The following is a 19,716-nucleotide window of genomic DNA, read 5'->3' on the forward strand; positions in this document are numbered from 1 at the left end:
CGGGAGGCAGCGTCTAGAGCCGTGGGCCTCCGAGGCCCGGCTCCGTGCCGTGTCTCACCGGCGTTCCCCTCGCAGCACCCTCCGGGCGCGCGGGCCGTCTCCAGGCTCCGCCCGGGCCAAGTCGAGTTTTAGGACGAAGACATCCGATGACCTACGTCGTCACCGACAATTGCATCAAGTGCAAGTACACGGACTGCGTCGAGGTCTGTCCGGTGGACTGCTTCTACGAAGGCGAGAACATGCTCGTCATCCACCCGGACGAGTGCATCGACTGCGGCGTCTGCGAGCCGGAATGCCCGGCCGAGGCGATCAAGCCCGACACGGAGTCGAACCTCGACACGTGGCTGAAGCTGAACGCCGACTACGCCAAGAGCTGGCCGAACATCACGCAGAAGAAGGAAGCCCCGGCCGACGCCAAGGAGTGGGACGGCAAGACCGGGAAGCTCGAGGCGCATTTCTCGCCTAACCCCGGCTCGGGCGACTGAAGCCCGGCCTCGGAGGTTCTGGCGTCGGCCCGCGGCTCGCTCTCCAGATCGCAGGAAGATCTGCCGAGCCCGTCTCGCCGCTGAACCGCGCGGCGGGGCTGCGTCATACGAAGCCCTGATACGCGGCCAGGTCATTCCTGTCCCGCCGCACCAGTGTAAAACTCTTTGGCGCCGCGCTCGGTCCGCGCGTGCGTCTTCAGGGATGCTTTGATCTGCGCGCCGGATTGTGGTAGACAATCTGCCTGCCGTCGCTCGCGCCTGACGTGCTCCCTCCGGCCGAAACGCCTTCGAATTTCGTGGGTTAGGAGTAGTACGCGCCCGACCGCTGAAGGAGACTTCGGCGGACGGGCCAGGCGTTCGCACGGCCGCGCCGGGGAACGTCCGGATTCGTGCGCTCGGCGCCGGGTCCGGGAGCGGCGAGGCAGACCGGGTGTCCCGCCCGGAAGAACACGGTTTCGCGCGGCGCCGAACGCTGCGCGCCAGTGGAGGCCCTTCTCGCATGACCACAGCCAAGAAGACGACGACCGCAGGCCGGCAGGGCTTCAAGACCGGCGAGGCTGTCGTGTATCCGGCCCACGGCGTCGGTCGCATCACCGCGATCGAGGAGCAGGAGATCGCCGGCTACAAGCTTGAGCTGTTCGTCGTATCGTTCGAGAAGGACAAGATGGTCCTGCGCGTCCCCACCGCGAAGGCCAACAGCGTCGGCATGCGCAAGCTCGCCGAGCCGGAACTGGTGAAGAAGGCCCTCGACCTGCTGACCGGCCGCGCCCGGATCAAGCGCACCATGTGGTCGCGCCGCGCGCAGGAATACGAGGCCAAGATCAACTCGGGCGACCTGCTCGCCGTCACCGAGGTCGTGCGCGACCTGTTCCGGTCCGAGGCCCAGCCGGAGCAGTCCTACTCCGAGCGTCAGCTCTACGAGGCCGCGCTGGACCGGATCGTGCGCGAGATCTCGTCGGTGAACCGCATCACCGAGACCGAGGCCCTGAAGCTGATCGAGCAGAGCCTCGCCAAGTCGCCCCGCCGCGCCAAGAGCGAGGCGGAGCCCGAGGCCGAGGCCGACGGGGACAGCGAGGGCGACGACATCCAGGAGGAGGCCGCCTGAGGCGCCTTTCTCCGCGAACGGTATCGAACCCGGCCCAGGTGGCCGGGTTTTTTGTGCCTGGCGGGCCGGACCGAAGCGCTGAACGCGGTCGTTTCGGGACTTGCGGCCTGGACGGCGCGGGGCCGGATCCCATCTGATCGGGACAGAACACGATTTCGTGGCCGCCCGACTGTCGCATTGTGGGGCATCGGGACGGAACTTTCGCGTTTTGCCTTCCGTTGTCGGTTGCCTGGCGTCGCCCCCCGGTGGCGCCTGCGCGTCGGGCTATTGGCTCGACGCCGCAACAGCACTCGACAACAAGAGGCAGGCGGATGGCTGAGATCGCGGGAATTCGACGGCAGTTCATACGGACTGCCATGGAGGCACCCTTCCTGGCCCGGGAAGAAGAGCGCGGCCTCGCCGTCCGCTGGAAGGACGAGCGCGACGAGCGGGCCCTCCACCGTCTGATCTCGGCCCATATGCGCCTCGTCATCGCCCTGGCGGGGCGTTTTCGTCACTACGGCCTGCCCATGGCCGATCTCGTCCAGGAAGGGCATGTCGGCCTGATGGAGGCCGCGGCCCGGTTCGAGCCCGAGCGGGACGTCCGCTTCTCGACCTACGCGACGTGGTGGATCCGCGCCTCGATCCAGGACTACATCCTGCGCAACTGGTCGATCGTGCGCGGCGGCACGTCCTCCGCGCAGAAAGCCCTGTTCTTCAACCTGCGCCGGCTGCGCGCCCGGCTGATGCAGTCCACCGAGGAGCATGTCGGCGACGAGATCCACCGCCGCATCGCCAGCGCCATCGGTGTCTCCCGCGACGACGTCGCCCTGATGGACGCGCGCCTGTCCGGGCCCGACATGTCGCTCAACGCGCCCGTGGGCGAGGACAGCGACGCCTCCTCCGAGCGGATGGACTTCCTCGTCGACGGCGCCGACCTGCCGGACGAGACCGTGAGCGCCACGGTCGACGGCGAGCGTCGGTTGAGCTGGCTCCAGCAGGCCCTGACGGTCCTGTCGGAGCGCGAGCTGCGCATCCTGCGCGAGCGACGCCTCGCCGAGGATCAGGCGACCCTGGAGGCCCTCGGCCAGCGGCTCGGCATCTCCAAGGAGCGCGTCCGCCAGATCGAGAACCGGGCCCTGGAGAAGCTGCGCCGCGCCCTGGCCGACCGCTTCCCCGCCGCCACGGGCAGCCCGCATATCGGCTGACCCTCGGCCGCGTCGCTGCCCCGAAGCCCGGCCCTGGGGCCGGGCTCCCGCATGTCAGACATCAGTCATTCGGCGCCCCGCCGTCCGGACGCGAGGCCGCGACGGCGCGGCCGATTCAGGCTCCCTGAACGGCGGCGCCGCGCCGCTCCCGCCGGCGGCGGCGTCGGCCGGGCTCGGGCGTCGCGTCGAGCCAGATCACCAGCGCGAGGGCGACGAGCGCCGGCACGCCGAGGGCCAGGAAGGCGCCGGTCCAGCCGAACAGCCCGTAGGACAGGCCGCCGTACCAGCCCGACAGCGCCCCGCCGACGCCCTGCACGGCGTTGACGCTGCCGAGGGCCGTCTGCGTCCGGCCGGATCCCCAGGTCAGGTCGGCGACCACCACCGGCACCGCCACCCCGACGATGCCCGAGGCGACGCCGTCCAGCACCTCGGCGGCGATCAGCCAGACCGGATCGTCGATCAGGCCGGACAGGAGCGCCCGCACCGGCAGGACCGCGAAGGCGACCATGAGCAGCTGGCGGCGGCCGCGCCTGTCGGCGAGTGATCCGGCGAACAGCGCCACCGGGACCATCACCAGCTGGGCCACCATGACGTAGCGGGCCGTCCAGGTCGTCGCGTCGGAGGCGGTCGCGACCAGCTTCTGGCCGAGCAGCGAGAGCATGCCGCCGTTCCCGAGATTGAACAGGGTCAGCGCCACGGTCAGCACCAGCAGGCGGCGGTTCCCCAGGACTTGGCGGATGCCGCTGCGCTCCGGCTCGTCGGCATCGTCCTCCTTCCAGCCGACGGCGCGGCGGCGGTTCCAGGCTCCGGCCGGCGTCGTCACCGTCGCGACGATCGCCGCCAGCGCCATGCCGCCGAGCACCCAGAAGGCGATCGCGGGCCCGAAATAGCCGGTGCCGAGGCTGATGCCGCCCGCCGCGATCAGGATGCCGATGTGATTGAAGGCCTGATTGCGCCCCTGCTGCGCGGGGAACCGGTCCTTCCCGACGATGCCCAGGGTCAGCGCCGCGACGGCCGGCAGCAGCAGCGTGCCGCCGGCCGCGGCGAGGAGCTGCGCGCCCAGCACCGCCGGGAAGCTGCGGGCCGGCAGGAGCAGCAGCGTCCCCACCAGGATCGCCCCGCAGGCCAGCGCGATCAGCAGGCGCGGGCGCGGGAACCGGTCAACCAGGGCGCCGAACGGACCGCTCAGGAACAGCGTGCCGAATCCGACCAGCGTGATGACGAACCCGACCCGGGCCGGGCTCCACGAGGCCGACTGCGCCAGCCAGGTCCCGAGGAAGGGTCCGAGGCCGCCCTGGATGTCTCCGATGAACAGGTTGATCAGGGCGAGGTTTGCGGTGGGGGCCATGCGATCCTGGAGCCGTTTCGGGCCCCGGACCTGTACTCCGCCCCCGGAACGGTCAAGCCCGGATCGTGGCCGCCATCGCCGCACCGCGCCCGCGGCGGCTTCGCCGCGCCGGCCTCACGGCTCCGGGGCCCGTCCTGCATCGGCCCGTTCCCGAGCGATCGGGCCTCCGCGCTGACCTCGACGGAGTTGATGAAGACGTCCGCCGGTGCCACGCCGGGGTCGCGGGAGAGATTGCGGCTCACCGCGGCGCAGGGGGCGCGCTTCTGCGCCGTGCCCCGCGCGGCGTTGGCGCGGATCTGGACGATGACGGGGCGGTCGCGGCGCCGGATCCCGAGATCGTCGGGTCCGTGGCCGGGATCCGACGCGCGTGGTCGATCTCGGCAGCGTCACCCGGACGCCGAGGCGCTCGCCGCCCGGCCGGGCGCCCAGCGGCGGCCCTGCGCGCGCTGACGGGCGCCTATCGCGGTCCCGGCGGCCGCTGAGCGGCCGCCGGCGCGTCCTGACTCAGGAAGCGAGCGGGCCCTGGGCGCCCTGCTGCTCCATCACCTTCTGCCGGTAGAGGCCGACGAAATCGATCGGGTCGATGTACAGGGGCGGGAAGCCGCCGTTGCGCACCGCCTCGGCCACGATCTGGCGGGCGAAGGGGAAGAGCAGGCGCGGGCACTCGATCATCACCGCCGGATGGATCTGGTCGGCCGGGATGTTGAGGAGCCGGAACACGCCGGCATAGGTCACCTCGAAGGCGAACAGCACCTCGTTCTGGATCTTGGCGTCGCCCTCGAGCTTCAGCTCGACCTCGAAATCGGTCTCGGAGAGCTGCTGCGCGTTGACGTTCACCTGGATGTTGATCTGCGGCCCCTGGCCCTCCTTGGGCTGGAGCGAGCGCGGCGCGTTCGGGTTCTCGAAGGAGAGATCCTTCGTGTACTGCGCCAGGGCATTGATGGTCGGCACATCGCCCTGCGGCATGCCGCCGCCGTTGCCGTTCGCTGCCGGGGAATCGGCCATGCGGATCATCCTTCTCGATCGACCGGCAGGGCCGGCGCGGGTTGTTGTCGCGGCGGGAGCGGCTGGATCACGCCGCGGAACTGCCCAAACGGCAGGGCCGCTAACACGCGGGCCGAGCCTGGACAAGCGAGCGAGCGGGCGCGGCGCTGGCGCCCGCGGCCCCCGCGACCCATATCGGCCGGTATCGCAATTGACGCGTGGGTTTGATCGTCCGGCCGACACAACCGGCTCGCTCCCGACGCGTTGGTCGGATATGAGTCGGCCAGACCTCTGCGCGCTTAGCCGGCGCCGCACCGCGCGTGGCCTGAGCAAGGGGCACAGGGTCTCGCCGCGGCCACCATCGGATCGGTGATGCAGGACAGTTTCGACGTTACGACGATCATCTTCCTCGCGCTGGCCGTCTTCGTGATCTGGCGTCTGCGCTCCGTGCTCGGCCAGAAGACGGGGGCGGAGCGCTCCCCGTTCAAGCCGGTCGACCGCAGCCGCACCGAGCCGCAGGCGCGCTCCGACGGCGACAACGTCGTGCGCCTGCCCGGTGCCGACCGGGTCCAGGCCGCGCCGCCGCCCGCCGCCGCGCCGCGGGACTGGCGGGGCATCGCCGAGCCGGGATCCGAGGTCGCCCGCGGCCTGGAGGCCTGCATCCAGGCCGAGCCCAGCTTCGATCCCCGCGCCTTCATCGAGGGCGCGAAATCCGCCTACGAAGCCATCATGATCGCGTTCGCCAAGGGTGACCGGAAGACCCTGCGCGGCCTGCTGTCGAAGGAGGTCGGCGAGGCGTTCGAGCGGGCGATCGCGGAGCGCGAGCGCAACCGGCAGACGCTCGAGACCACCTTCGTGTCGATCGACAAGGCCGAGATCGTCGCCGTCGAGGTGCGCAACCGCGTGGCGCACGTCACCGTGCGCTTCCTGTCGAACCTGATCACCGCCACCCGCAACGCCGACGGCAAGGTGGTGGACGGCAGCGCCGAGACGGTGGTCGAGGTGCCGGATGTCTGGACCTTCGCCCGCACGCTCGGCTCGCGGGATCCGAACTGGCAGCTCGTGGCCACCGAGGCCGGCGCCTGAGCCCGTGACCGGCGTGCCGTGACGATCTCGCCGTGCCGATCCCCCGCGCCCGGTCCGGAGCAGTCCCGGCCGCCCTCCTCGCGTCCCTCCTGAGCCAGGCCGTGTCCGCCGCGCCGGCGGCGGTCGGCGACGCGGTGCTGATCCCCGTCGCCGCGGCCGACCTGCCGGGCTTCCCCGGCGCGCGGGCGGACGCGGCGCTCGCCGCCTTCCGCCGGGTCTGCGCGGCTCCGCCGCCCGCCCTGCCCCAGCCCGACGGCGTCGCGGGGGATCTGGCGGCCCTCGCCGAGGCCTGCGCGGCCGCCGCCGACCCCGTGCCGGACGCGGCCGCCTTCTTCCGGGACCGGTTCGCGGCGTTCCGCGTCGCGCGGCCCGGCGCGGACCGACCCGGCTTCCTGACCGGCTATTTCGAGCCGGAACTCACGGGCTCCCTCGAGCCGGGCCCGGACTTCCCGACGCCGGTGCTCGCCCGCCCCGACGACCTGATCTCCCTCGGCCCCGGCGAGACCCGCCCGGGGCTCGATCCCGGCCTGCGCGCCGCCCGGGCCACGGCGGACGGGTTCGCCCCCTACCCCGACCGCGCCGCGATCGAGGACGGTGCCCTCGGCGCGCGCGCGAAGCCGATCCTGTGGCTGCGCGACCCGGTCGACCTGCTGGTCCTGCAGGTCCAGGGTTCCGGGCGCGTCCGGCTGCCGGACGGGCGCGCGGTCCGGGTGCTCTACGACGGCCGCAACGGCCGCCCGTACACGGCGGTGGCCAAGCTGATCGTCCAGGAGGGCCACCTGCCCCTGGAAGGACTGACGCTCGCCCGCTGGACCGGCTGGCTGCGCGCCCATCCCGAGACCGCCAAGCGCCTGATCCGCGCCAACGCCTCCTACATCTTCTTCCGCCTCGCCCCGGTCGCCGACCCGGCCCTCGGGCCGCCGGGCGCCGCGAACGCCCCGCTCAGTCCGGGCCGCAGCTTGGCGGTGGATTCGACCCTCTGGCGCTACGGCCTGCCGTTCTGGCTCGCGGGTCCGCTCCCCGCGGAGGCGGAAGCCGGCGCGCCGGACACGGCCGGGCGCCTCGTCGTCGCCGCCGATACCGGCTCGGCGATCGTCGGCCCCGCCCGCGGCGACCTCTTCGTCGGCACCGGTCCGGAGGCCGGGGCGGTCGCCGGAAACCTCCGCGACGCCGTGGGTTTCGTGGTCCTGCTGCCGCGTCGCGGCGGTGCATCCGGAGCCGCGCCGTGAGGGCCCCGCGCCGCGGGCGCCGCCTCACCGCGGGCGAGGCCCGGCTCTGGGACGCGATCGCCAAGCTGGTGACCCCGTTGCCGGGCCGCGCAGCCCCGATGCCCGAAGCGCCTCCGCCAGGGCCGGGCCCGACCGCCACCATGCCGGCCCTCTCGGCTCCGATCCTGAAGCCCAGCGCGCCGCCGGCCGCCAAGACGCCGCGGCCGAAGCATCCGCCGAAGCCGGCGCCCGAGCCGCCGCGCCCGGCCACCGCGCTGCCGTACCAAGCCCCCCCGCAGCGGCACGCGCCGACCGCGGGGCTGGAGCGGACCGCCAAGCTCGGCCTGCGCCGGGGACGGCTCGCGATCGAGGCGCGGATCGACCTGCACGGGATGGTGCAGGCCGAGGCCCACGCCGCGCTGACGGGATTCCTGCTCCGCGCCCGGGCCGCCGGGCATTCCTACGTGCTGGTCGTCACCGGCAAGGGCGGGCCGGGCTACGCGGACGCCTTCTCCGAACGGGGCGTGCTCCGCCGCAGCGTGCCGCACTGGCTGCGGGGGCCGGATCTGCGCGGCATCGTCCTCGGCTTCGAGGAGGCTGCCCGCCACCACGGCGGCGGCGGCGCGCTCTACGTTCGCCTGCGCCGCCGGTAGGGCGGGCCTCGTCAGGGGCCGCGCGGCAAACCGCGCCGGTTCCGCGCGGTTGCGGCCCGGGCCGATCCCGCCGATATCCGGGGCCGGCGCACCGGGCGCCGCGCACGCGAAAGCCGCGAGAGAGATGCCGGAGCTTCCCGAGGTCGAGACCGTGCGGCGGGGATTGGCGCCCGCCCTGGTCGGCGCGCGCTTCAGCCGCGTCACCCTGCGCCGGGCCAACCTGCGCTTCCCCTTCCCCGAGCGCTTCGCCGCCCGCCTCGAGGGCCGGACCGTCACGGGCCTCGCGCGCCGGGCGAAGTACCTCACCGCCGCGCTCGATTCCGGCGAGACGCTGGTCATGCATCTCGGCATGAGCGGCCGCTTCGACGTGGCCCTGCCCGACGGCAGCAACCTGTCGCCGGGGGATTTCTACCTCGAGGGCGCCCAGGGCACGCCCAAGCACGACCACGTGGTGATGGCGATGAGCACCGGCGCCACGGTGACCTACAACGACGCCCGCCGCTTCGGCTTCATGGATCTGGTCCCGAGCGCGGAGCTCGCGGCCTGCCGCCACTTCGCCCGGATGGGCGTGGAACCCCTCGACGGACTGACCGGGGCGGTGATCGCGCGGCTCTTCCGGCACAAGATCGCGCCGCTGAAGGCCGCCCTGCTCGACCAGCGCCTGATCGCGGGCCTCGGCAACATCTACGTGTGCGAGGCGCTGCACCGGGCGCGCCTGCATCCGGAGGCCCCGGCCGGGAGCCTCGCCCGGCCGGACGGGCGCCCGACGCCCGAGGCCAACGCCCTGGCCAAGGCGATCGTGCAGGTCCTCGAGGAGGCCGTGAAGGCCGGCGGCTCGACCCTGCGCGACTACGCCCACACGGACGGCAGCGCGGGCGCCTTCCAGCACGCCTTCCGGGTCTACGACCGGGTCGGCCTGCCCTGCAGCCGGCCGGGATGCGCCGGCGCGATCACCCGCATCGTGCAGGCCAACCGCTCGACCTTCTTCTGCGCCACCTGCCAGCCCCCGGGCTGAGCGCGCCGGCCGGCGCCTATCGCGCCGCGGAACGGCAATTTCGCCACAAACCCGACTAGGGTTAGAGCCCTCGACGTGCGCACCCGGTTGCGGGCAGCCGATCCCGGCCCGCGACGCGTGACGGGTCGCGCGGGCCCAGACAGGATCCCGATGTTCTTCCGCCGCTCAAAGACGCCCGCGCCCGAGACCACCGCGCAGGATCCGACGGACGAGCCCGCCCTGCCGCAGCGGCTGTCGCCGCGCTCGCCCGGCGAGGCGATCAAGCCGACGGTCGCGCCCCCGCCGCCGGAGAAGCCCGAGCGCGAGCGGAGCGGGCTCGTGGGCCTGATCAGCGGCGCCCTCACCTTCGCGGTCGTCATCGCCATCGCGGCGATGATCGGGATCACGCTGTTCCAGCGGCAGGTGCGCGAGCCGGGACCGCTCGCGGCCGACAAGGTCGTGGTCATCCCGACCCACAGCGGAACGGCCGAGATCGCCGAGACCCTCAAGCGCGAGGGCGTGATCGACCATACCGGCCTGTTCGAGTTCGCCGCCCGCTTCGGCGGCCGGCCGGCGCTGCGGGCCGGCGAGTACGTCTTCAAGGCGCACGCGAGCATCTCCGACGCGCTCGACACGATCGCCACGGGCCGGCAGGTCCAGCACGCCATCACCTTCCCGGAGGGCCTGACCTCCGAGCAGATCGTCAACCGCCTCAACGACAACGACGTGCTCGTCGGCGAGATCAACGAGATTCCCCCGGAGGGCTCGCTCCTGCCGGACACCTACAAGTTCGAGCGCGGCGCCACCCGGCAGCAGATCGTCAACCTGATGAAGGCCAAGCAGCGCGAGGTCCTGAACCAGATCTGGCTGCGGCGCAGCGCCGACGTGCCGGTGCGGACCCCGGCCGAGATGGTCACCCTCGCGTCGATCGTCGAGAAGGAGACCGGCCGCGCCGACGAGCGGCCCCGGGTGGCCGGCGTCTTCATCAACCGCCTCAACAAGCGGATGAAGCTGCAATCCGACCCCACGATCGTCTACGGGCTCGTGGGCGGGCGCGGCACCCTCGGCCGCGGCATCCTGCGCTCCGAGATCGACCGGCCGACCCCCTACAACACCTACGTGATCGAGGGCCTGCCGCCGGGCCCGATCGCCAATCCCGGCCGCGCCGCCCTGGAGGCGGTGGCCAACCCGTCCCGGACCAAGGATCTGTACTTCGTGGCGGACGGCACCGGCGGCCACGCCTTCGCCGATTCCCTCGAGGCGCACCAGCGCAACGTCGCCCGCTGGCGGGCGGTGGAGAAGAGCCGGCAGGCGCCGCCGGACGCCGTCGACAAGGTCGAGCCGGGCCCCGATCCGGCGACGCCCGGCCGCGCCTCGGCCTACGCGCCGGGCGGCGCCCCCGCGGGCAACGGGATCAACACCAACGCGGCCTTCGCCCTGGATACCGGCACGCCGGGCACGCGCGCCTTCGACGCCTCCGAGGGCACGCGCCTCGACCCGCTCAAGAACCGCACCTACGACCTGGGCTCGCCCAAGACGGTCCCGACCCTGAGCGAGCCGGCACCGGCGCCCCGGGGCCGCCGCTAGGCAGCGGCGCCGGCCGCGACGCCGTCGCGCCGGCCTCAGTGCGCCTTCGGATTCCGAGGACGCCGCGCCACGTCCGGAGGGCTGCCCGACAGGGAGGCCGCGATCTGGCGTCCCAGCTCATACAGCAGGGCCTCGAGCAGCGGCTGAACCCGAGCCGCCTCGTCGGGCCCGAGATCGCCGACCATTTCCCACAGGCGCATCGCGTAATCCGCCATCCGCTCGACCGCGGTACCCTGCTCGGCCGGGGCGCCGAGAAAGCCGGCCGGCGGCTCGAGCGGGCCGTCGATCCGGCTGTCGGTGATGTCGATCACGATGCCGCGGCCGTAGACGTGCCCGTCCGGGCGCCGCTCGAACCGGCCGCGCGCCAGGACCCAGCGCACGAGCCCCGGGGCGGGCACGATGCGGTGCTCCCAGGCGAAGAGGCCGCCTTCCTCGCGCACGCGGCGGCGCTCGCTCTGATCCCGGGCGAGATCCTCGGGGTGGAAGATCGCGGAGAGCTGCTCCCAGGAAATCCCCTCCGCCGCCTCGGCCTCGCTCAGGCCGAAGATCCGCGCCATCGTCGCATCGCCGCGCACCCAGCCCTCGTGCGGCGCATCCTCCCAGATGCCGACGCCCAGCGCGGACATCCCGAACGGCTTGAGCGCGGCCCACCCCAATACTGATCGCGGCATGCGCCATCCGAGGTCATGTGCAAACGTGCGAGATTTCGAGCACACCTTCACTGCCAAATGCAACGTCGGCCGCGCGACACGACAGCGGAAACGTGGCGAGCCCGACCGGGCGATGACGACGGGCGCGCGGCCGCGGTCACGGTCGCGGACAGCCATCCCCGGCCGGGCAAGGATCCCGGCGCGTCCCGGCCGCACCGCCCTACAGGGCCGAGCCTGCGGTCGCCTTGCACGGGTCGCGCGGTGCCGGTCGCGGCGCGACGGCGGCGACCGGCCTCTTCCCCTCGGAGAGATCCGTGCTACAGGCCCCGATCTTCGAGGAGACGGGGGTCGGCGTGGCCCAGATCGCGAGCATGACCGGTTTCGCCCGGACGGCGGGCAGTGCCGGACCGGTGCACTGGGCCTGGGAGGTCCGCAGCGTCAACGGGCGCGGCCTCGACGTGCGCACCCGCGTGCCGGCCGGCTACGACGGGCTCGGCGAGACCGCCCGCACCGCCCTGCAGAAGACCCTGACCCGCGGACAGTGCCAGCTGACGCTGACCCTCACCAAGCCGGAGACGACCGCGCGGGTGCGGATCAACGAGACGCTCCTGGCGAGCCTCGCCCAGGCGGTGGCCCGGGTGCCGGTCCCCGAGGGCGTGGCCCCCGCCACGATGGACGGGCTGCTCGGCGTGCGCGGCGTGATCGAGGTCGAGGACGAGGCGGCCGACACCGACACTCTCGCCCGGGATCTGGCCGCGGGCGTGGTCCAGCTGGTCGCGGATCTCGTCGAGGCCCGCCGCGCCGAGGGGCGCCAGCTCGAGCAGGTCGTCACCGGCCAGGTCGAGCGGATCGCCGCGCTGACCCAGGCGGCCGAGGAGAATCCGGCCCGCCAGCCCGAGGCCGTGCGGGCGCGCCTGGAGGCGGCCGTCGCGGCCCTCGGCGGCAGCGGCCTCGACCCGGACCGCCTGCACCAGGAGGCGATGCTGCTCGCCGGCAAGGCGGATGTCCGCGAGGAGCTGGACCGGCTCCGCGCCCACGTGGCGAGCGCCCGGGACCTGCTGGCGGCCGGCGGGGCGATCGGCCGGCGGCTGGACTTCCTGGCCCAGGAATTCGGCCGCGAGGCCAACACCCTGTGCGCCAAGGCCAACGATATAAGCCTGTCGCGGATCGGACTCGACCTGAAGGCCGTGGTCGAGCAGTTCCGCGAGCAGGTGCAGAACATCGAGTGATGCCGGGCACGATGCCGGATCGGGACGTGAGGATGCGGATGCGAAACGTCGGGGAGCCACGCGCATGACCGAGGCGGCCGGGAACGTCTCCGACTCGATCGCGCGGCGCGGGTTGATCCTGATCCTCTCCTCGCCCTCCGGGGCGGGGAAGACCACCCTGACGCGGGCGATCGCGCAGGATCCGAGCTGGGCGCTCGACCTGTCGATCTCGGTGACCACGCGGGGGCGGCGGCCCTCGGAGATCGACGGGCGGCACTACCACTTCATCGATCGCGAGGCGTTCGACGACCTGCGCAACCGCGACGACCTGCTCGAATGGGCCGAGGTCCACGGCAACTTCTACGGCACGCCCCGGCGGCCAGTGGAGAAGGTGCTCGGCTCCGGCCGGGACATGATCTTCGACATCGACTACCAGGGCACGCGGCAGGTTCGCTCCAAGCTCGCCCAGGACGTGGTGACGGTCTTCATCCTGCCGCCCAGCATGGCCGAGCTGCGCCAGCGCCTGGAGCGCCGGGCGGAGGATTCCGCCGAGACGATCGAGAAGCGTCTCGCCAACGCCCGGACGGAGATCCAGCGCTGGGTCGAGTACGACTACGTCATCGTCAACGACGACCTGCAGAACGCCTTCCGGGCCCTCCAGGGGATCCTGGCGGCCGAGCGTCTCCGGCGGGCGCGCCGCACCGGACTCGCCCCCTTCGTCGAGGGCCTGCTGGCCGAGACGCCGTGATCCGGCCCTAGCGACGGATCAGCACGACGCCGCCGATCAGGAGCGCGATCCCGAGGAGGCGCGGCAGGTCGACGGGCCGCTGCGCGAGGCCGAGCAGGCCGGCGTGGTCGAACAGCACCGAGGCGAGCATCTGGCCCGTGACCAGGAGGGCGAAGAAGGTCGCGGCGCCGAGCTTCGGGACGAGCAGGATCGCGAGGCCGATGAACACCGCGCCGAACAGGCCGCCGCTCCAGGTCCACCACGGGATCCGCTCCGCCGCGCCGGCGGTCGGCACCGGGTCGCGCAGGGCGGCGGCGAGGAGCGCCATGCAGGCGAGACCGACCGCGTAGCTGGAGACGCCCGCCCAGGACGCCGAGTCGAGGCCCGCGCGCAGATTCGCGTTCAGGATCTGCTGCAGGACGAGGCCGGCGCCCGCCAGCACGGCGAGCAGGGCGGAGAGCGCGAAGGCGAGCATTGCGGGACGGACCTCTCAGTCGGGACGGCGGGCGGCATTGACGCCCGTCCCGGCCGGTGCCGTCAAACGCCGCGCCGGCCCGCGTCCATGCGTTCCGGCATGCCGAGTCCCGCCCGTCGCGACTTCCGCGGCGTCGCGGCTGATGGTCCATCCGGGGGAGAGCGCGACGCCCTCGGCGGCGCCCGAACGGCTCAGGCAGCGGCCGGCAGGTCCGGGACCGGGCAGAGCCACGCGCGCATCGCCGCGAAGGTCGACACGGCCGCGCCGGTGAGCGCGGCCTCCGCGGCCGGGTCGTCGCCGAACGCGTCCAGGCGCGCGCGGAAGGCGGCCCACATCGCCCCCGCGGCGGGCCCGTGCGCCCGGTAATAGGCGAGCCCCGCGCCGGAGAATCCGTGCAGGCCGGCGATGTGCCGGCCGATCAGCTGCCCGCCGAGGGTCGATCCCTCCAGCACGTAGAGCGCGCCCGTGGCGGCGGCCGGCCCGTGGAGAGCCGGAGCGGCCGGCCGCGGGAGCGCCGCGACCGCGTCCGGACGGAGGCCGAGATGGTCGAGATCGGCCGCGAGGAGCGCGAGACGGCGCCGCGGCGCCAGGAACGGCTCGTCGGCGAGTCCCGATCCGATGGCCGCCTCCCAGACCGCGTGGAAGCCGTAGAGGCGCCCCAGCAGGTCCCGGTAGCCGTCGAGCGTCGCCACCCGCGCCTGCCAGTCGAGGGACACCTCCAGCGCCCGGTGGGCCGGATCGGTCGCGGCGCGCAGCCGCGCGTGCAGGCCGTCGCGGGACCTCACGCGGTGATCGTGAAGCAGGCGCCGGGATTGTTGGCGACGGTGAGCTTGGCGTTGATCTGGTCGAGCATCGCCCGGATCAGTTTCATGCCGAGGCCCGAGCCCTTGCTCCGCGCCTTGGCGTCGGCCCAGTCGTCGGGCAGGCCGGCCCCGTCGTCGCAGACGCGCAGCTGGACCTCGCCGGGGCCGGAGGCCGAGACGCTGACCTCGACACGGCCGCCGCCGGCCGGGTTCGCCGCGTACTTGAAGGCGTTGGTGACGAGTTCCGTGGCGATCAGCGAGAGCGCCACCGCCTTGCGGTAGGGCACCATCAGGCCGGGCTCCGCCGACATGTCGACCGCGTGCCCGTCGCCGGCCAGCCCCGCGAGGTCGTTGCACAGGCTCTCGATGGTCTGGCCGAGATCGACCTCGTCGAACCGATCCGCCTGGTACAGGCTGTCGTGCACCCGCGCGACGCTCATCACCCGCGCGGAGGTGTCGGCGAAGGCCTGCCGGGCCTCGCCGTCGGCGATCTGGCGCCGCTGCATCTGCAGGAAGGCCGAGACGATCTGCAGGGAGTTCTTGACCCGGTGGTCGATCTCCCGCGTGAGGAGATCCTTCTGCTCGAGCAGGCGCTCCTTCTCGGCGAGCAGGCCGGTGAGTTCGTCGATCTTGCGCCGCTGGCGCAACACGACGCCCTCGACCGCCTCGGCCAGGGAGCCGGCGAGCTGGACCTGCCATTCCGCGAAGGGCGCGGCGAAGCCGGTGCGCTCCTCGACCCAGCGCTCGAACGAGCGGCGGGGCAGCACCGCCACGGGACCGCTTCCGGCGAGGACGGGCTTGCGCGGGTCGCCGCCCCACGTGACCGTGCTGGGCACCTCGGGCCGGAACCACACCAGCAGGTTCTCGCGCGAATCGTCCACGAAGGCCGAGAGCAGGCCGCTGGCGATCTCGCGATGCGGCCCGGTCTCCGGATAGTCGGCGCTGAAGCTGTCGCTGCTGTAGACGACCTCGCCCTCCGGCACGCGCGCCCGCAGCCAGCCCGCGATCGCCGCCACCATCTCGGCCGGCGGCGTCCGTCCGATCAGCGTGACCCGCTCGCCGGAGACGATGCCGGCGCCGGTGGCGCTGAACAGGTCGAGCAGCGTCGTCGTCCCGGCGGTCAGGGCGGCGACGAAGTCGTCGGATCGGGTCAGGCCGCGCACGAGGCGTCCCTCGACGTCGAGATGCGCCTGCCGCTCGGCCCAGAGCCGGCGCGACTCGATTTCCTCCACCCGCATGGCGAAGGCGTCGGTGAGCACCGTGGCGGCCGCGCGCGTCTCCGGCGTGACGTAGTGCGGGCGGCGATGGTGACCGATCATCAGGCCCCAGAGCCGTCCCTCGACCATGATCGAGATCGACATCGAGCCGTTCACGCCGAGGTTGCGCTGGTACTCCAGGTGGATCGGCGAGAGCGTGCGGTGCTGGGCGAAGGTCAGGTCGATCGGGCCGTTTCCGGCCCCGGGCGCCGCGACCAGCCCGACCGGGACGCTGTCGCGGTCGATGACGAAGCGGCTCTTGGCCTTGGTGTAGAGGGCCCGGGCCTGGGCGGGAATGTCGGAGGCGGGAAAGCGCAGGCCCAGCAGGCTGCGCGACCAGCCGGGCACCTTGTCCTCCGCCACGGCCTCGCCGTTCCAGTCCACGTCGAAGCGGTAGACCAGCACCGCCTCGAACCCGGTGAGGGCGCGGATCTCGAGGGCCGCGATCCGGGCGGCCTCCGCCAGGGTTCCGGCCTCGCGCAGGCGCCCCACGGCGAGTTCGGTGTCGACTTGGCTCGCCGTGGCGAAATCGTCGGCCGAATCCGGCTCCAGCTCGAGCTCGACGATGACGCGGCCGGCATGGGCGTGGGCGACGGCGTGGTAGGCGGCGCCGCGGTCCGGGATGGTCAGGGTCCGGCGCATGGAGGCGCCGTCGGTGAGTGTCCCGCTCGCGAGCCGGGCGCGGATCGCCGCGACGAACTCCGCCGGCAGCACGTCCGCCAGGGGCCGGCCCGCCAGCGGCGGCTCGATCGGGTCGATGATCTCGCCGACATTGGCCGAGTAGGCCGCGACCAGGAGAGTTCCGGCATCGGCCGCGAGCATCACGGCGTTGGGCTGGATCGAGCCCGGAATGTGGATCGGCTCGCGCTCGCAGATGCTGGCATCCACGGGCTCGGCGCGCACCCGCTGGCCGATCGCCGCCAGGACCGCCTCGCGCGACAGGTCGGCCCCGAGGCTCTCGACGGGATCGATGGTCAGCCACGTCACGGGGCGCAGGCCGCCGATCTGGCCGTGACGCATGTGGATCCGGGCCCGGAGCGGCTGCGGCAGCCGGCCGAAGACGTAGTCGAAGGTCTCGTCCAGGGCACCGCGGCGCGCGCCCGCCAGGAACCGGCCGCGGAAGCTCGGCACGTTCGTGCCGGGCATCACGTCGCGGAAATAGTCGCGCCCGAGGACGGCCTCGCGCGACAGCCCGGAGATCGCGCTCGCGCCCTCGCTGAAGGCCACGACGGTGCCGGCCGGGTCGAGGCCGATCACGCCCTGGTCCAGGCGGTCGAGCGCGTCCGGCGCGATGGCGTCGAGATCGACGTCCGTATCGGGGATCTGACTGGGCGGCATCAGGAACGAAACCGGCGTATTCAGCGGGGTATGGCGACCGAAATGGCCGAGCGCAATGCTTGTGATATCGGCAAGATCAACGCCTCAGCTTCTCTGTATCATCTTAGACATAATACTAGTCAGCCCTTCTTCAACCGTAGGATGATATACCGGCCGGTCTTGCACGGCCTGGGCCGTTTTCTCGTCGGCGACGGCGTAGGTGAGCAGGTGCGCGAGGTGTTCCACCGCCGGCCCGAGCATCTCGCCGCCGAGCAGTCGCCCGGACCGATCGGCCCAGATCCGCATGCCGCCGCGGTTCAACCCCTCCACGCGGGCGCGCCCCTGATCCGAGAAATCCAGGGCGCCGACAATCCGTCGATCGTCCTCCGGGTCGTAGGGCGCGCCGATCACCGCCGCCTGGGGATGGGTGAAGACCATCGCGAGGCGCGTCCACGGCTCCGGGGTCGCGACCGGGCGGCCCGCCGCGAGGGCTGCCGCGTTGGCACCCGCGATCCCACCCTGGCGGCTCGCCTCGTGCAGCACCGGCCTCCAGCCGTCGACGTCGCCCGCGATCAGGATCGGTGCCCCCGCGCAGACGAGGCTGCGCCGGTCGAAAGCCGGCAGGCCCTCGGGCTCGAGGCATAGACCGGTCGCCTCGAGCCGGAGGGCCTCCAGATTGGGAGAACGGCCGGCGGCGGCCAGCACCCGCGCCGCCCGCGTGGTCCGCTCGCGGCCGGCGCGGTCGGTCCAGTGGAGACACACGCCGTCGCCTTCCGGAACGGCCTTCCGAAGCTCGGCGCCGAGGTGGAGATCCAGCTCCGCGCCGAAGATCGCGGCGGCCTGCCCGGCGAGGTCGGGCTCGGTCAGGCCGGCGACGGTGTCGCCCGCGTCGATCACCGTGACGGCGACGCCGAGCCGCGCCATCGCCTGCGCGATCTCGATTCCGACGGCTCCGGCACCGAGGACCGCCAGCGAAGCCGGGAGGTCGGGGATCTCGAAGAGGATGTCGGTGGTGAGGACGAGCGCGCCGAGGCCGCGCAGAGGCCCGGGGACGATCGGGCTCGATCCCGTGGCGATGACCGCCGCCCGGAAGCGGATCCGGGTCGCGTCGTCGACCAGGAGGGTACGGTCGTCCTCGAACCGGGCCGTGCCGTCGAGGCGCTCGCCGTCGGGGAGATCGTCGAGGCCGTCGAGGACACTGCCGACGAACCGGTCGCGCTCCGCGCGGAGGCGCCGCAGCACGGCGGGCCCGTCCACCGCGACCTCCGGAACCCGGATGCCGAACAGGTCCGCGGTGCGCGCCGCGTGGGCGGCAGCGCCCGCGGCGATCAGGAGCTTCGAGGGCATGCAGCCGACCCGCGCGCAGGTCGTCCCGCCGGGCCCGCGCTCGATCAGCACCGAACGCGCCCCAGCCGCCGTCGCGGCGCGATGGGCCGCGATGCCGGCGGTCCCGGCACCAATCACCGCCACGTCGTAGTCGAGTTCGCGCATCAGCATCCCGGACCGTCCGCCGGGGCCAAAGCGTCACGGCTCAGGTTCGTTCCGCCTGCGCGCTCACGTCTCAGCCCGACCTGCACCGGCCGGAGCCCCGCGCCGGCCCGCCCGGGCGGCGCGGAGCCGGGATGTCAGGCGCTGCGGCCGGGGGCCGTCCCGCCGAGGTGGAAGACCCGGTGCGGGATCAGCTCGCCGCGCTCCACTTCGCCCACGGCGACCAGGATGCCGGCGCAGGTCGCGAAGGCCTTGCCCTCGACGGGGGCGTCGCGGCCCCGCAGGATGACCGGCTGCCCCCGCATCAGGCGCAGGCCCAGATCGCGCGACACCGCGACCTCCGGGATGGAGTCGAGGGCCGTCTCCACGGGGCGCAGGTAGGCGAGGGCGGCCTCGGGGCTGCCGTCGGTCAGGGCCGAGACCGCGCAGGCCTCGGCCTCCGAGAAGGGCCCGACGCGGGTCCGGCGCAGGGCGGCTACGTGGCCGTAGCAGCCGAGCATCCGCCCGAGGTCGCGGGCCAGCGCCCGCACGTAGGTGCCCTTGCCGCACTCGGCCTCGATCACAGTGCGCTCGCCGTCGTGCTCGACCACCGCGAGCCGGTCGATCTGCACCGGCCGGGCGACCAGCTCCACGGTCTCGCCTTCGCGGGCGAGGTCGTAGGCACGCTCGCCCTGGATCTTGATGGCGGAGTAGCGCGGCGGGACCTGCTCGATCGCCCCCACGAAGGCCGGCAGCGCCGCCTCGACCGCCGCCCGGTCCGGGCGGGCATCGCTCGTCGCGACGGGGCGCCCCTCGGCATCGTCGGTGTCGGTCTCGATGCCCCACTGGACGGTGAACCGGTAGGCCTTGCGGCCGTCCATCACGAACGGGACGGTCTTGGTCGCCTCGCCGAGGGCGATCGGCAGGATGCCGGAGGCCAGCGGGTCGAGGGTGCCGGCATGGCCGGCCTTCTTGGCGTTGAAGGCGCGCTTCACCACCGCGACCGCGTGCGTCGAAGTCATGCCGACATGCTTGTCGAGGATCACCCAGCCCGAGACGTCCCGGCGCTTCGGCCGGTCGGGACGCGGCCCGCGCTGAGGACGGCGCCCCTCCGGCCCGCGGCGCTCAGCGCTCGGCAGGGGAGCCTGGCGCTCGGCCGGCGGCAAATCTTCCATG

General features: G+C 73.1%; 19 protein-coding genes. 10 read left to right on the forward strand and 9 right to left on the reverse strand.

The annotated features are described in order from the left end of the window. The first annotated feature begins 146 nt into the window (after positions 1-146). The 3 genes from fdxA (at position 147) to J3A75_RS24940 (ending at position 2,777) form a co-directional block, all read left to right on the forward strand. Entirely contained in the window at positions 147-485 is a 339-nt protein-coding gene (fdxA, locus tag J3A75_RS24930) for a ferredoxin FdxA (RefSeq protein WP_012320642.1), read from the forward strand. Positions 486-984: 499 nt separating this feature from the next. Beyond that, the gene (locus tag J3A75_RS24935) at positions 985-1,590 is read left to right on the forward strand and encodes a CarD family transcriptional regulator (RefSeq protein ID WP_012320643.1); all 606 of its coding nucleotides are present in this window, start codon (positions 985-987) and stop codon (positions 1,588-1,590) included. Positions 1,591-1,901: 311 nt separating this feature from the next. Further along, on the forward strand, positions 1,902-2,777 hold the full coding sequence (locus J3A75_RS24940; protein ID WP_012320644.1) for an RNA polymerase factor sigma-32: 876 nt from the start codon (positions 1,902-1,904) through the stop codon (positions 2,775-2,777). Between the two features lie 115 nt (positions 2,778-2,892). Here J3A75_RS24940 and J3A75_RS24945 read toward each other — a convergent pair whose 3' ends face one another. From J3A75_RS24945 to secB, 3 genes are all read right to left on the reverse strand, one after another. Further along, on the reverse strand, positions 2,893-4,125 hold the full coding sequence (locus J3A75_RS24945) for an MFS transporter (RefSeq protein ID WP_012320645.1): 1,233 nt from the start codon (positions 4,123-4,125) through the stop codon (positions 2,893-2,895). Further along, entirely contained in the window at positions 4,098-4,454 is a 357-nt protein-coding gene (locus tag J3A75_RS24950) for a tautomerase family protein (protein WP_209650953.1), read from the reverse strand. The genes J3A75_RS24945 and J3A75_RS24950 overlap by 28 nt, the downstream gene beginning before the upstream one ends. Positions 4,455-4,629: 175 nt before the next feature. Then, positions 4,630-5,130 (reverse strand): protein-export chaperone SecB, encoded by a 501-nt coding sequence (gene secB, locus J3A75_RS24955; RefSeq protein WP_012320646.1) that lies wholly within the window; start codon positions 5,128-5,130, stop codon positions 4,630-4,632. Positions 5,131-5,481: 351 nt separating this feature from the next. Between secB and J3A75_RS24960 the strand changes: the two genes are divergently transcribed. The 5 genes from J3A75_RS24960 to mltG all read left to right on the forward strand — a co-directional run bounded on the left by J3A75_RS24960 (position 5,482) and on the right by mltG (position 10,637). Next, entirely contained in the window at positions 5,482-6,195 is a 714-nt protein-coding gene (locus J3A75_RS24960; RefSeq protein ID WP_012320647.1) for a Tim44/TimA family putative adaptor protein, read from the forward strand. Between the two features lie 32 nt (positions 6,196-6,227). Then, positions 6,228-7,424, forward strand: coding sequence for a murein transglycosylase A (locus tag J3A75_RS24965; RefSeq protein WP_053621515.1), 1,197 nt, complete (start codon positions 6,228-6,230; stop codon positions 7,422-7,424). Next, on the forward strand, positions 7,421-8,056 hold the full coding sequence (locus J3A75_RS24970) for a Smr/MutS family protein (RefSeq protein ID WP_029361227.1): 636 nt from the start codon (positions 7,421-7,423) through the stop codon (positions 8,054-8,056). Before J3A75_RS24965 ends, J3A75_RS24970 begins: the two co-directional genes overlap by 4 nt. 124 nt (positions 8,057-8,180) lie before the next feature. Continuing rightward, the gene (mutM, locus tag J3A75_RS24975; protein ID WP_012320650.1) at positions 8,181-9,071 is read left to right on the forward strand and encodes a bifunctional DNA-formamidopyrimidine glycosylase/DNA-(apurinic or apyrimidinic site) lyase; all 891 of its coding nucleotides are present in this window, start codon (positions 8,181-8,183) and stop codon (positions 9,069-9,071) included. A gap of 150 nt (positions 9,072-9,221) precedes the next feature. Then, positions 9,222-10,637, forward strand: a complete 1,416-nt coding sequence (gene mltG, locus J3A75_RS24980) for an endolytic transglycosylase MltG (RefSeq protein WP_209650801.1) — start codon at positions 9,222-9,224, stop codon at positions 10,635-10,637. 35 nt (positions 10,638-10,672) lie between these two features. Here the strand turns inward: mltG and J3A75_RS24985 are convergent, their stop codons facing one another. Then, the gene (locus tag J3A75_RS24985; protein ID WP_245295814.1) at positions 10,673-11,464 is read right to left on the reverse strand and encodes a PAS domain-containing protein; all 792 of its coding nucleotides are present in this window, start codon (positions 11,462-11,464) and stop codon (positions 10,673-10,675) included. 194 nt (positions 11,465-11,658) lie between these two features. Between J3A75_RS24985 and J3A75_RS24990 the strand changes: the two genes are divergently transcribed. Further along, complete coding sequence (locus J3A75_RS24990; protein WP_041372727.1) at positions 11,659-12,516, forward strand: YicC/YloC family endoribonuclease; 858 nt, start codon at positions 11,659-11,661, stop codon at positions 12,514-12,516. A 64-nt stretch (positions 12,517-12,580) separates the two neighbouring features. Then, a complete protein-coding gene (gmk, locus tag J3A75_RS24995; RefSeq protein ID WP_012320654.1) occupies positions 12,581-13,243 on the forward strand; it encodes a guanylate kinase in 663 nt (220 codons plus the stop codon). 7 nt (positions 13,244-13,250) lie between these two features. Here gmk and J3A75_RS25000 read toward each other — a convergent pair whose 3' ends face one another. The 5 genes from J3A75_RS25000 to truB form a co-directional block, all read right to left on the reverse strand. Then, the gene (locus J3A75_RS25000) at positions 13,251-13,697 is read right to left on the reverse strand and encodes a DMT family transporter (protein ID WP_012320655.1); all 447 of its coding nucleotides are present in this window, start codon (positions 13,695-13,697) and stop codon (positions 13,251-13,253) included. 191 nt (positions 13,698-13,888) lie between these two features. Next, the gene (locus J3A75_RS25005; protein ID WP_012320656.1) at positions 13,889-14,482 is read right to left on the reverse strand and encodes a biliverdin-producing heme oxygenase; all 594 of its coding nucleotides are present in this window, start codon (positions 14,480-14,482) and stop codon (positions 13,889-13,891) included. After that, positions 14,479-17,094: a histidine kinase dimerization/phosphoacceptor domain -containing protein gene (locus tag J3A75_RS25010; protein ID WP_209650802.1), complete on the reverse strand. Its 2,616-nt coding sequence runs from the start codon at positions 17,092-17,094 to the stop codon at positions 14,479-14,481. The genes J3A75_RS25005 and J3A75_RS25010 overlap by 4 nt, the downstream gene beginning before the upstream one ends. 84 nt (positions 17,095-17,178) lie before the next feature. Then, positions 17,179-18,564, reverse strand: coding sequence for a dihydrolipoyl dehydrogenase (locus J3A75_RS25015; protein WP_209650954.1), 1,386 nt, complete (start codon positions 18,562-18,564; stop codon positions 17,179-17,181). Between the two features lie 134 nt (positions 18,565-18,698). After that, a complete protein-coding gene (truB, locus tag J3A75_RS25020) occupies positions 18,699-19,715 on the reverse strand; it encodes a tRNA pseudouridine(55) synthase TruB (RefSeq protein ID WP_071000007.1) in 1,017 nt (338 codons plus the stop codon). Position 19,716 lies beyond the last annotated feature (1 nt).

The organism is Methylobacterium sp. PvP105, assembly GCF_017876975.1.
GTDB classification, from domain to species: Bacteria; Pseudomonadota; Alphaproteobacteria; order Rhizobiales; family Beijerinckiaceae; genus Methylobacterium; species Methylobacterium radiotolerans.